This is a genomic window from Flavobacterium tagetis (assembly GCF_016735615.1).
GTDB lineage: Bacteria > Bacteroidota > Bacteroidia > Flavobacteriales > Flavobacteriaceae > Flavobacterium > Flavobacterium tagetis.
In genome coordinates this window covers 506,903-519,582 of the sequence record NZ_JAERSF010000002.1, presented here as the reverse complement: position 1 = coordinate 519,582, position 12,680 = coordinate 506,903, and the positions used below count along the sequence as shown (strand labels likewise).

Genomic DNA, 12,680 nt, shown 5'->3' with positions numbered 1-12,680 from the left:
GCTTTGAGCCGTCTTTTCTATTTCTTTTCAAAAAAATAAGTATAAATCCAAGTCAGGGTAAAAGACGGAATCACATCTGTAAAAGGCAGTATCTCTTCCAAAAAAGTCAAAACCCCAGCAACCTTCCCTACTCTTCCTTTATACATTCTCGCCATAATTATTGCCGCAATAGGCGCCCAGACCACATCTGAGAACTCACCCAGAAACGGAATCGAGAAAGAAATCATACCAATTCCATCCAAAACTAATCCGATGATTAATTTTGACATTCTATTATCTTCTGCAACTTCTAAATCTTGCATAACACATTCACTTTTAAGTTAATCGAAATTAAAAATAATTCCCTAAAGTAGTCTTACTTATTTATTAAATTTAATTTCCAACATTCCCATATCAATTTACGTACCGATTTTAGATTTTCAAAAATCGCTTCACTTTTTTTGGAATTTGGGATTTGGGATTTAGAATTTAAAAATATTGGAATTTGATTATAATGATAATCTTTGTTTCTTTGTAAAAACAGTTTCAGTACATGATACACGCAAAAAACATACATAAATTCTACGACAAACTTGAAGTTCTAAAAGGAGTCGATCTACATATTAAAAAAGGTGAAATTGTTTCTATTGTTGGTGCTTCGGGCGCTGGCAAAACGACATTATTGCAGATTTTAGGAACTTTAGACAAACCAGACCATAATCCAGATTCATCTCTGACTATTAATGGCAAAAACGTTTTAGAGCTTCAAAACATCAAAAACGAAAGCTCTAATCAAGAAAAAGCGTTTAAAATCATTACTTGGTTAGGAGCACTTTATTTCGTTTTATTGGCTGTGTTTTTATTGTTTTTTAGAAGTAAAATAGAAAATGATATTTTCGGCTACGGTACTTGGGCATTAATCCTCGCACCGACTTTACTATTATTGTTTTATTATAATCGCTACTTCAAAAAGAAAAGCAGACAAGACAAAGTTTTATCCGACTTTAGAAACTTAAATCTCGGATTCATTTTTCAATTTCATCAGCTTTTGCCTGAGTTTACAGCTTTAGAAAACGTTTGTATTCCGGCTCACATTGCAGGCAAAAAAACAGCCGAAACCGAAGAAGAAGCAAAAAAACTCCTTTCTTATCTTGGACTTTCACATAGAATTAATCATAAACCGAGCGAACTTTCGGGTGGAGAACAGCAGCGTGTGGCTGTTGCAAGAGCTTTAATCAATAAACCTGATGTTATTTTTGCCGATGAGCCTTCAGGAAATCTAGACACACATTCTGCCGAAAATCTGCATCAATTATTTTTTCAGCTTCGAGACGAATTCGGGCAAACTTTTGTCATTGTAACTCACAACGAAGAATTGGCAAACATGGCTGACAGAAAATTAGTTATGGTTGATGGACAGATTAGCAATTAAAATAATCAGGAGCTAACTCCTGCTGTCCGCTATATCTTTTCCTGGCTAAAGAAGCCAGAAAAAGGATGCCGCTCCCATCAGGGCTAGGGCACTCGAATACATTAGAAGATTTCATTTCAACATGAACCAAAAAGAACTCAAAGAATTTCTAGACGAAAAAGTCATTCAATATAACAATCAGGATTTCATAGAAAGTGATCCTGTACAGATTCCGCATCTTTTTACTCAAAAAGAAGATGTCGAAATTGCAGGTTTTCTGAGCGCTTCTATTGCTTGGGGAAACCGTAAAATGATCATTAAGAATTCTCATAAAATGATGGAATTAATGGGCAATACACCTTACGATTTCATCATGTCACATTCTGATGAAGATTTGGCAAGACTTGAAACTTTTGTTCACAGAACTTTCAACGGAAATGATTTTGCAGGTTTTATAAAGGGTCTAAAACATATCTACCAAAACTACAACGGACTAGAATCTGTTTTTGCTAAAAATCAAGAAAAAGACAGTTTGCAAAAAAGCATCAGCGAATTCAAAAAGATATTCTTCGAAACAGATCATTTAGCTCGAACTCAGAAACACATTTCAGATCCGTTAAACAATTCAGCAGCGAAGAGAATCAATATGTACCTTCGTTGGATGGTGCGCCAAGATGCAAAAGGTGTCGATTTAGGAATCTGGAAAAGCATTTCACCTTCCGTTTTATCTTGTCCGTTAGATGTTCATTCTGGAAATGTTGCCCGCAAACTCGGCATTCTTTCGCGAAAGCAAAATGATGCAAAAGCTTTATTAGAATTAGACACCAAATTAAGAGAAATGGATGCAAAAGATCCTGTAAAATATGATTTTGCTTTGTTTGGATTAGGGGTTTTTGAAGGTTTCTAAATTGTTAAACTGGCAATTATTTTTTTAATTGCTCTAAATGCAAGTAATCCCAATTAGAAAATATATTTTTCCCTGAATCTACTTTCAAGCCCTCTGCTTTATAAAATTCATTTATTAAATCGTAATCAATTATTAGAGATTCATCATCCAATTTTGTGTTTTTAAGCAATTCGATATCTGAACCAGAAGCCCCAAAATTATCTGCCACATAGTTGGATTTTGTTGTTCTCACATTGTTTTCAATAATAACTTCATAACGATACTTTTCATAATAAGACAATTCCAATTTCCCATTTTTAAATTTTGCTAACCGACCTTGACCGCTAGTAGTCTGATAGTAGGCGAGCAAAATCTCAGTATTCAGATTTTTTGAAATTAATTTCAAAATTTCATCAAAAAAGTACACCCCAACCTGAAAATCAAACTCAACTTCAACCCAATCCTCACTATCAATTTTTGAAACTACTATTGTTAGATTATCACCATCAAAAGAATTTTCATCGTGTGGCACATAAAACCATGGTTTTCTATTATCAAACCATTTTTCTCTGCCAATTCGCATATATTTCTTTAGTTCTCTTGCTACAGTTTGAACATCATTACATTTAATATTGGTTTGCGAATATGTTGCCATCTTGTTTAATCTATTATCTTTCTTTTTCTTATTTTTTCAAAAATATTAAAAAAATCTCCAGATCATTTTAACACAGTAGATACTTTTAAACAAGAATAAAAACATTTTAAAAACTAGAAATCAAACAATTAACCAACCAAAATCTTAGAAGATTCGAAAAATCTTGTGCTCTAACCATCATTTTAACGTACATTTGCACAAAATTTAAAGCAAATGAGCACTTTCGAAAAATTTAATCTTCCAAAATCATTACAAAAAGCTGTTGACGAATTAGGATTTGTTACGCCTACTCCTATTCAAGAAAAATCTTTTTCTGTAATCATGTCTGGACGTGATATGATGGGAATTGCACAAACCGGAACCGGTAAAACATTTGCTTATTTACTGCCTCTTTTAAAGCTTTATAAATTTACGCATACTAACACGCCAAAAATCGTAATTCTAGTTCCAACACGCGAATTAGTCGTTCAGGTGGTTGAAGAAGTAGAAAAACTGACTACATACATGTCGGTTAAAACTTTAGGAATTTATGGTGGTGTAAACATCAATACACAGAAAAAAGCCGTTTATGAAGGCGTTGACATTTTAGTTGGAACGCCTGGACGTACAATGGATTTGGCTCTTGATGCCGTAGTTCGCTTTGACGAAACACAAAAACTGGTTATTGACGAGTTTGACGAAATGCTGAATTTAGGTTTCAGACCACAGCTGACTTCGCTTTTTGCAATGATGAAAACCAAACGTCAGAACATTTTGTTCTCGGCAACGATGACAGACGAAGTTGATGATCTTTTAAATGATTATTTTGATTTTCCTGAAGAAGTGACATTAGCGCCATCAGGAACTCCTCTTGAAAAAATTACCCAGATTACTTATAATGTTCCGAATTTCAATACAAAAGTAAATCTTTTAAAACACTTACTAGAAACTGACGAAAGCATGAGTCGCATTCTAGTTTTCGTAAACAACAAAAAGATTTCAGATATGCTTTTCAATCGTATCGATGAGCTTTTTGATGGACAATTTGGCGTTATTCACTCCAACAAATCTCAAAATTACCGTTTGAGTACAATGGCTGAATTTCAGGAAGGAAATCTTCGCGGTTTAATTACAACCGACGTTATGGCAAGAGGTTTGGATATTTCTAATATTACACACGTAATTAACTTTGAACTTCCAGAAGAGCCAGAATTGTATATGCACAGAATTGGTCGTACAGGACGTGCAGACGCAACGGGAACTGCAATCAGTTTTGTTACTCCAAGAGAAGAAGAATTCAAAATTGCAACTGAACTTTTAATGGATCAAGAGCTTGATATAGCCGACTTCCCTGAAGAAGTTGAAGTTTCAGAAAAACTTATTGAAGCCGAAAAAGATAGATTGCCAAGGAAGTTTTTAATGAAAAAACCAAAACTGGAAGGTGATGGCGCTTTTCACGAAAAATCTAAAAAGAACCAAAAAGTCAATCTTGGAGGGCCTTCAAAAACCAAAAAGAAAACACATGGTTCTGTTAACAGAAATATGTTGAAGACAAGAAACGAGAAGAAGAAGAAAAAATAAGTTTTTTTAGATGCTAAGCTACTAAGTTGTTAAGGTTCTGAGTTTTTTTCTATAAAATATAAAAGGGTAAAGATTTAAATAAATCTTTACCCTTTTTTAATCTTAGAAGCTTAGCATCTCAGAACCTTAGCAACTTTTCTATATTTTCGTAAACAACAGTCCTACTGGCGAACACAATTGTATTCTTCTTCCAGTATCTACAATCTTTCCTGTTGCGATATCTCTTTTAAAAATAACTATATCATTAGTATATTGATGACCTACTAAAAGGTAATTTCCTGTTGGATCAATTGCAAAATCGCGAGGACCTTTCCCTAAAGTACTTTGCTGTTCTACCAATTCCAGACTTCCTGTTTTAGAGATTTTATATACAGAAATTGCATTAGCATCTACACGATCAGTAACATATAAAAAGTTTCCGTCAGGCGAAAGTTTAATTGCCGCCGCTCCTGTTCCTCCTTTAAAATCTTTTGGAAGAATGCTTGTCTCAGCAACTACTTTTAAATTTCCTGTTTTATCCCAGCTTAATGTTGTTAAAGTTCCATCCAATTCCTGAACTAAATACACAAATTTCCCGTCTTTACTGAAAGTTAAATGTCTTGGTCCACTTCCTGGTTTTACATCAACACTTCCTTTTAGAGTTAAAATTTCATTCTTAGCAGCTGGATTGTATTTATAAATAAACACCTTATCTAAACCTAAATCGTTCGAAAGTACAAACTTTTTATCTGGAGAAAAAACAACCATGTGCACATGTGCTTTTTCCTGACGCGCTGCATTTGACCCTTTTCCTTCGTGCTGAATTAACTGTTGCACTTCTGTAATGCTTCCGTCTGGATTTTTCTTAAAAACAGCAATGCTTCCTCCAGAATAATTAGCGGCAATTACATGTTTATCATCATTTATCAAATGGCACGGATCTGCTCCTAAAGCATCATTTTTATTTAAAAGATTTATTTTGCCTGTTTGCGAATCATATGAAAAAGAACTTACTGTACTTTGTGTCCCGTTTTCGTTTACAGCATAAATAAATTTATTATCTGCAGAAACCGACAAATAACTCGGACTAACAACATTCTCTGAAGAACTCTTCAATTTATAATCGCCTGTCGAAGCATCAAATTCATACACGTAGATTCCGTTGCTTTGGCAAGTATTGGTGTAAGTTCCAACTAGTAAGTTGAATTTATTTTGAGCTTTAATCGTGGTTAATGATAAAGCTGAAAATAATACTAGATATATTTTTTTCATAGTTTATTTTATTTTTAGAATTAGCTAAAATAAGTAATAATATCTGTTTGAAGGAGCTTCTAAGTTACAAAGAAATTACAAAAGTTACATTTTTTGATATTTTTCTTGCCACTCCAAACATTTTCAATTTATAATTGACAATTAACAATTCATAATTCTCCTACTTATATGGTTTAATAATTTTAATTTGTATTTTTGACCAGCATCTTCGCGAAAAACAAAACGTAGTGAAGTAAATCGAAGCCAGAATGCACTTTAAACATCCCGAAATTCTATACTTTCTGTTTTTATTGATCGTTCCAATTTTGGTTCATTTATTTCAATTAAGACGATTTAAAACTTCTTATTTCACCAATGTTCGATTCTTAAAAGAACTTGCTATTCAGACTCGTAAGAGTTCTAAAATCAAAAAACGTCTTTTGTTAGCAACCCGTTTGTTATTGCTTATCTGCGCCATTATTGCTTTTGCACAGCCTTTTTTTGAAGCTGCCGACAGCAAGAACGCTTCAAACGAGATGTATATTGTATTAGACAATTCTTTTAGCATGCAGGCAAAAGGTAAAAAAGGAGAATTGTTAAAAAGAGCCGTTCAAGAATTGCTTGAAAACACGCCCGAAAACACTCAATTTTCCCTTTTAACCAACACCGAAAATTTCTGGAATACTGATATAAAATCTTCTAGAAGTTCTTTGCAAAACTTAAAATACAGCGCATCTCCTTTTGATCTTTCAGCAATTACGGCTAAAATAAAAGCTCATAAATCAGCACATAAAAAAGATATTGTCATTATCACTGATGCTGTTGGCTTGAAAGAAGCAGCTATTAAAAGTTTAGATTTTGAAGAAAAACCATACTTTATTGTTCCAGAAGCGGAGCAAAAAAATAATGTTTCTATTGATAGCGTTTATATCAATCAGACTTTAGAAAACTTTTACGAAATCGGCATAAATTTATCAGCCTATGGCGAAGATTTTAAACCAGTTTCAACAGCGCTTTACAATCAAAATAAACTGATCGCCAAAACTATTGTCAATTTTGACACCAAGAAAAAGAAAATCAATTTTACCATTCCCAAAGAAGCTTTTCACGGATATGTAACAATTGAAGACAATGGATTGACTTACGATAATAAATTGTTTTTCAGTATTTCTAAAAACAAAAAAACAAACGTTATCAGCATTGGTGAACCTGAAAAAAGCAATTTCTTATCGAGAATTTATACTTCAGCAGAATTCAATTATAACAATTATCCAATCAGTTCTCTAGATTATAATAGTTTAGAAAAACAGAATACTATTATTTTAAACGAATTAATTGACATTCCACAGGCACTGCAAACGACTTTGAAAGCTTTTGTTTCTAAAGGAGGAAATTTGGTTGTAATTCCATCCGAAAAAACTTCTCTTTCGAGTTTAAATGCTTTATTGGGTAATTTTGGAAAAATTCAGTTCGGAAATTTAGAAACCAACAGTAAATTAATCACTAAAATTAATTTCGATCATCCTTTATTTTCGGGCGTTTTCGAAAACAAAATAACCAATTTTCAATATCCGAAAGTAAACAGTTCGTTTACCGTTTCGAGTTCGTATCCAGCTGTTCTTTCGTTTGAGGACCAAACCGCTTTTGTAACTGCTGTTCAAAATCAGGTTTCTGGAATAACGGTTTTTACAGCGCCTATTAATAGCACAAATTCTAATTTTCAGCAGTCCCCTTTAATTGTTCCTCTGTTTTATAAAATAGCTCAAAACAACCAGAAAACTGGCGTAAATGCTTTGACAATAGGAAATAATCAGCCTTATTTTGTTGATGTTCTTTTAACTAAAGATGCTATTTTAGAAGTAAAAGGAACAGAAGATTCGTTTATACCAGTTCAGCAGATTTTGAATAATAAAGTCAAGTTAACTTTTAATGATTTTCCAGAAACTGCTGGAAACTATAGCGTTTTTGACAAAAAGGAATGGGTAGAAAACATCAGTTTTAATTACAAAAGAACCGAAAGTGATTTAAGTCAAGTAAACACAAATGTGGTTTCTGATTTCAAAACTGCCGATACGATTTCGACTATTTTTAATACGCTACAAACTGAGCGAACTGACAGCCAAATTTGGAAATGGTTTGTTATCTTTGCACTGTTATTTTTAGCATTAGAAATGGCAATTATAAAATTTGTAAAATAGGTTTCTCGTTTTCTAAAACGTCTTACTTTTTACAAAAATCATTTTACGACAAAAAAATATCTACATATGAAACTAATCATCAAAAGCGCCAAAATTATCGACTCAAAAAGTCCGTTTCACAATCAGACCGTTGATCTTTTAATTGCAGATGGTTTAATAGAAAAAATAGGAGTTTCTCTTCCAAACGATAATGCAGAAGTAGTGCGATTTGATAATCTTCATGTTTCTCAGGGCTGGTTTGACAGTAGTGTCTCGCTAGGCGAGCCAGGTTACGAAGACAGAGAAACTATCGCAAACGGATTGAATGTAGCAGCAAAAAGCGGATTTACAGCAATTGCATTACAGCCAAATTCATTACCAATTATTGATAATCAATCTCAGGTAAATTTTGTAAAAAGCAAAGCAAATGGTTCTGCTACAGAAATTTTCCCGATAGGCGCTTTAACAAAAGCCAGCGAAGGAAAAGATATGGCGGAGCTTTTTGATATGAAAAATTCTGGAGCAATAGCTTTTGGAGATTATAACAAAAGCATTGACAACGCTAATATTCTGAAAATCGCTTTACAATACGTACAGGATTTTGACGGATTGGTAATTGCATACTCACAAGATCCAAACATTAAAGGAAATGGTGTTGCAAATGAAGGAATTGTTTCTACAAGATTAGGACTAAAAGGAATTCCGAATTTGGCGGAAGAACTTCAAATCTCGAGAAACTTATTTTTATTGGAATATACTGGCGGAAAACTTCATATTCCAACCATTTCTACTGCAAAATCAGTTGAATTGATTAGAGAAGCTAAAGCTAAAGGCTTAAATGTTACTGCAAGTGCTTCGGTTCATCATTTGGTTTTAACAGATGAAAAACTGGACGGATTTGATACTCGTTTTAAAGTAACGCCTCCACTAAGAACTGAAGTAGACAGACAAGCTTTACTAAACGGAATTGCTGACGGCACAATCGATATGATTACTTCAGACCACAACCCAATTGATATTGAATTCAAAAAAATGGAATTTGATACAGCTAAAAACGGAACTATCGGATTAGAAAGTGCTTTTGGAGCTTTATTAACAGTTTTACCAGTAGAAACAATTGTTGCAAAATTAACTGCTGCAAGAAATGTTTTTGGTTTAGAAAACAATGTTATTGAAGAAGGAGCAAAAGCAAACCTAACTTTGTTTACAACAGAAGGAAAATCAACTTTTACAAAAGAAAACATTCTTTCAAAATCTAAAAATTCTGCTTTTTTAGGAACTGAACTTAGGGGTTCTGTTTACGGAATTTTAAATCAAAATCAATTAGTTACAAAATAATAAAATGAATAATTCAGTCGAAGAAGGAAAGCCAATTGCCATTACCAGTTACATTCTAATCATTGGTGTTTTGATTGCTATGAGCATGAATTCTGAAAATAAAAACAGTTTTGCTTCTTTTCATATCCGTCAATCTTTAGGATTGTCTTTAACCTTTATTTCTTTAGGGGCAATCATCAGTAATTTTGATAGTTTCTTCATTACTTTCCCAATGTGGATCTGTATTTCAATTCTATGGACTTTTGGTATTTTTAATGCTATTCAAGGGCAAATGAGACCGATTCCTTTAGTTGGAAATTTATTTCAAAAATGGTTTAAAAAAATTGGCTAATTTTTAAAATTCCAAGTTTTAAAATCCAAATTCCAAAACGAGAAATCTCAAAACTTTGACAAAGCTCAAGTTGAACACTAAAACCTGAACACTAAAAAAATGAATCTATCTTTAGAATATAAAATAAGAGAACCAAAAGTAGTATTAGACAAAAATCCGTTATTGCTTTTATTACACGGATACGGCAGCAACGAAGCCGATTTATTTTCTTTTGCTTCTGAACTTCCAGATAATTATTACATTATTTCTGCAAGAGCGCCTTACGATTTACAATATGGTGCTTATGCGTGGTACGCAATCAATTTTGATGCAGATCAAAATAAGTTTTCAGATAATGAACAAGCGAAAACTTCAAGAGATTTAATTGCTACATTTATAGATGAATTAGTGGCAAACTATCCAATTGACTCTAATGATGTTACTCTAATCGGATTTAGCCAAGGTTCAATTCTAAGTTATGCGACAGCACTTTCTTATCCTGAAAAAATTCAGCGAGTTGTGGCTATGAGCGGTTACTTTAATGAGGAAATCATTAAAGAAGGTTTTGAAAATAATGATTTCAAAAACCTTAAATTTTTCGCTTCACACGGAACTGTTGATCAAGTTATCCCAATTGAATGGGCAAGAAAAACACCTGCTGCTTTAGAAAAACTAAATATTCCGCTTACTTATAAAGAATATCCCGTTGGGCATGGAGTTGCTCCTCAGAATTTCTTTGATTTTAAGAATTGGTTAATCAATTAGGATTGAGTCGTAGTTTAAGGTCACCGTTTTTTACTAAATAATTTATTTTATGGCAACAGATTGGTATCGAAGAAAATCTTGGTCGAAAACAGGAAGAAGAATTCTTTGCGAAACTTTATCGCGCCAGAAAAGATGGAAGAGCTCAATATCTTAAAATTCAAGCAATAGAATTAGTTGACACTAAAAAGTCCAAGCTTTTACAAGTTGCGAAAGAATTATTAAGCAAACTTCTAAATGAATATCCAGACGACAACTTCAACAAAGGTTCCGTTTACCATACTTTTGGAAATATTTTTCGACTTGAAAACAATATCGAGAAAGCACTTGAAAATTTTAAAAACGCTGTTGATTTTGAAAAAACATATCCAAATGTAATTACTCAATCGTATTTAGATTATGCTGAAATTGTAGTTAAAAATCAATTCAAAGATTTATACCCAATAGCTGAAGAAATGCTGGAAAATAAAATTTCAGGATTGTTATTTCCTAATGAAAAATATATTGCGTTCTCTTTACTTGCAATAATAAACTTCTATAATTCTAAAGTGGAGATTGCCAAAAAATATGTTGAAATGGCAAATGAAAATGCAAATGCGGAAACCTCTGGCTTGAGTTATCATAAATACTTAGGAATAGTCTCAGAAAGAGATAGCTTACTAGACAAAATAACTAAATCATTTTTAAAATCTTAATTAAAATGAATACAAAACTTAACAATCCCGCATTAATTTTAATTGATATTCAGAAAGGTTTTCACAATGTTATATATTGGGGCGGAGACCGCAATAATGTTACGGCAGAAGAAAAGGCTGGTGAACTACTGGAAATTTGGAGAAACAAAAAATTGCCTATTTTTCATGTACAGCATTGTTCTTCAAATCCAAATTCAATTTTAAATGAGACAAATCCGGGAAATGATTTTCAAGATGTGGTAAAACCTCTTGAAGGTGAAACCGTCATTAAAAAGAATGTCAATAGCGCTTTTATTGGAACCAATTTAAAAGAGCTTCTTGATAATGCTAAAATCACTAATCTGGTAATTGTTGGTTTAACTACAGACCACTGTGTTTCTACCACAACAAGAATGGCAGGAAATTTTGGTTACAACGTTTATCTGGTTTCTGACGCAACAGCGACTTTCAATAAAAAAGGTTTAAACGGAGAAGAATTCTCTGCCGAATTAATACATCAGACAGCTTTAGCAAGTTTAAATGAAGAATTTGCTCAGGTCATAAATTCTGAATTTATCAAAGAGATTATTTAGTATTCAGTCGCAGTTTTCAGTTTTGAATAGCAAAAAAAACTTTGTCAAAGTTTGAAACTTTGACAAAATTTTTCATATTCCAGCTTTGAAATTTGGAATTTCAAAAAATTGGAATTTAAATTTACTCTCCTGTATAAAGAATCTTCCCTGCTTTTTTCAAAACATAACCTTTCCAAGGAATTAACTGCCAATCGCCATTAACCCAAGAATCACCTTCAGATTTTCTTTCCAGAATAATGGATTCTTTTTGAGTATCTAAAAAAAGCTCTGCTTTATTTCCGTCAAAAATCACGTAGGAAACTGTCGAATACGTTTTTCCATCTTCAGCATGATTTAATCTTGTGCTGTTTTCAAAAACTCTGATGCACTCATTTTTAAGTACAGACCAAGTATAGCCTGCAGAAGCTTTACAGCCATGAGAATCTGAATCTGCTCCAACTACAGCCTCTTTTGGCTGATCTTTTGGAGCTGTACTTACATTTTCCTGAGAAACTTTTTTACCACAAGAAATTGCACTTGCAATAATCAAAAACAAAAACATCTTTTTCATAATCCTAGTTTATTAAAGGTCAAAAAAAATAGGATTAAAAAATCCTATTTTTGATATAACCAAGTTTGATTTACTTCAAAGGTAATATTATCATCGTTATCAACAAAGTATTTTAACAAGACTTCTCCCCATAATTCACCATTACTGTAATCTGCAATAATCCAACGATGGTTTAAAATTTTTACTTTATTGATGATAAATTTGTTTGGACCAATTTGATCTTGCCCTGTATACGGGTTCCCTTTTGGATTTGAATTGAAGTCTAATAACTTTTCAGTCACAACTGGAATCAATTTTTCGTATAGAATCACTTTTCCGCCAGAAGCACTGTTATCAAAGTAATTTTGTGCATTTTCGTTATGCTCTAAAGAAAAATAATCAGCTTCTGCCAGTTTATTTTTCATAAGACTAATGCTATCTCTTAGTTTCTTAGTTGTTTTATCATATCGCTCTTGTCCAAATTTTACTTCTCCACTGTAAAATGCATAAGTAAACACATTCATTAAAATGGCAAGAATAAAAAGATAAAGCATTAAGGATTTTTTCATTGTGTGT

The 12,680-nt window shown here is 32.7% G+C and carries 13 protein-coding genes and 2 pseudogenes; 10 read left to right on the top strand and 5 right to left on the bottom strand.

What is annotated here, in order from left to right; genetic code table 11:
* Positions 1-17: 17 nt before the first annotated feature.
* On the bottom strand, positions 18-302 hold the full coding sequence (locus tag JI750_RS09665) for a hypothetical protein (protein WP_202000838.1): 285 nt from the start codon (positions 300-302) through the stop codon (positions 18-20).
* 230 nt (positions 303-532) lie between these two features.
* Between JI750_RS09665 and JI750_RS22150 the strand changes: the two are divergent.
* The 3 genes and pseudogenes from JI750_RS22150 to JI750_RS09655 all read left to right on the top strand — a co-directional run.
* Positions 533-745: pseudogene (locus tag JI750_RS22150) on the top strand (ATP-binding cassette domain-containing protein); the annotation flags it as partial.
* 216 nt (positions 746-961) lie between these two features.
* Positions 962-1,411, top strand: a pseudogene (locus tag JI750_RS22145) (ABC transporter ATP-binding protein); the annotation flags it as partial.
* 121 nt (positions 1,412-1,532) lie between these two features.
* On the top strand, positions 1,533-2,297 hold the full coding sequence (locus tag JI750_RS09655) for a TIGR02757 family protein (RefSeq protein WP_202000833.1): 765 nt from the start codon (positions 1,533-1,535) through the stop codon (positions 2,295-2,297).
* Positions 2,298-2,313: 16 nt separating this feature from the next.
* Here JI750_RS09655 and JI750_RS09650 read toward each other — a convergent pair whose 3' ends face one another.
* Positions 2,314-2,931: a hypothetical protein gene (locus JI750_RS09650; protein ID WP_202000832.1), complete on the bottom strand. Its 618-nt coding sequence runs from the start codon at positions 2,929-2,931 to the stop codon at positions 2,314-2,316.
* A 213-nt stretch (positions 2,932-3,144) separates the two neighbouring features.
* Between JI750_RS09650 and JI750_RS09645 the strand changes: the two genes are divergently transcribed.
* Positions 3,145-4,491 carry a DEAD/DEAH box helicase gene (locus JI750_RS09645; protein ID WP_202000830.1) on the top strand — a complete coding sequence of 449 codons (1,347 nt, stop codon included), beginning with the start codon at positions 3,145-3,147 and terminating at the stop codon, positions 4,489-4,491.
* A 138-nt stretch (positions 4,492-4,629) separates the two neighbouring features.
* Here JI750_RS09645 and JI750_RS09640 read toward each other — a convergent pair whose 3' ends face one another.
* Positions 4,630-5,742: a lactonase family protein gene (locus JI750_RS09640; RefSeq protein WP_202000829.1), complete on the bottom strand. Its 1,113-nt coding sequence runs from the start codon at positions 5,740-5,742 to the stop codon at positions 4,630-4,632.
* 248 nt (positions 5,743-5,990) lie between these two features.
* Here JI750_RS09640 and JI750_RS09635 point away from each other — a divergent pair, with 248 nt between their 5' ends.
* The 6 genes from JI750_RS09635 (at position 5,991) to JI750_RS09610 (ending at position 11,575) form a co-directional block, all read left to right on the top strand.
* Positions 5,991-7,919 carry a vWA domain-containing protein gene (locus JI750_RS09635; RefSeq protein WP_202000827.1) on the top strand — a complete coding sequence of 643 codons (1,929 nt, stop codon included), beginning with the start codon at positions 5,991-5,993 and terminating at the stop codon, positions 7,917-7,919.
* Between the two features lie 66 nt (positions 7,920-7,985).
* The gene (locus JI750_RS09630) at positions 7,986-9,236 is read left to right on the top strand and encodes a dihydroorotase (protein ID WP_202000825.1); all 1,251 of its coding nucleotides are present in this window, start codon (positions 7,986-7,988) and stop codon (positions 9,234-9,236) included.
* 4 nt (positions 9,237-9,240) lie between these two features.
* On the top strand, positions 9,241-9,567 hold the full coding sequence (locus JI750_RS09625) for a membrane protein (protein WP_008462543.1): 327 nt from the start codon (positions 9,241-9,243) through the stop codon (positions 9,565-9,567).
* A gap of 99 nt (positions 9,568-9,666) precedes the next feature.
* Complete coding sequence (locus JI750_RS09620; protein ID WP_202000823.1) at positions 9,667-10,311, top strand: alpha/beta hydrolase; 645 nt, start codon at positions 9,667-9,669, stop codon at positions 10,309-10,311.
* A 452-nt stretch (positions 10,312-10,763) separates the two neighbouring features.
* On the top strand, positions 10,764-11,003 hold the full coding sequence (locus JI750_RS09615) for a hypothetical protein (RefSeq protein ID WP_202000821.1): 240 nt from the start codon (positions 10,764-10,766) through the stop codon (positions 11,001-11,003).
* Between the two features lie 5 nt (positions 11,004-11,008).
* Positions 11,009-11,575 carry a cysteine hydrolase family protein gene (locus tag JI750_RS09610; RefSeq protein WP_202000819.1) on the top strand — a complete coding sequence of 189 codons (567 nt, stop codon included), beginning with the start codon at positions 11,009-11,011 and terminating at the stop codon, positions 11,573-11,575.
* Between the two features lie 121 nt (positions 11,576-11,696).
* Here JI750_RS09610 and JI750_RS09605 read toward each other — a convergent pair whose 3' ends face one another.
* Positions 11,697-12,125 carry a hypothetical protein gene (locus tag JI750_RS09605; RefSeq protein WP_236673008.1) on the bottom strand — a complete coding sequence of 143 codons (429 nt, stop codon included), beginning with the start codon at positions 12,123-12,125 and terminating at the stop codon, positions 11,697-11,699.
* 44 nt (positions 12,126-12,169) lie between these two features.
* Positions 12,170-12,673, bottom strand: coding sequence for a hypothetical protein (locus JI750_RS09600; RefSeq protein ID WP_111366796.1), 504 nt, complete (start codon positions 12,671-12,673; stop codon positions 12,170-12,172).
* Positions 12,674-12,680: the final 7 nt, after the last annotated feature.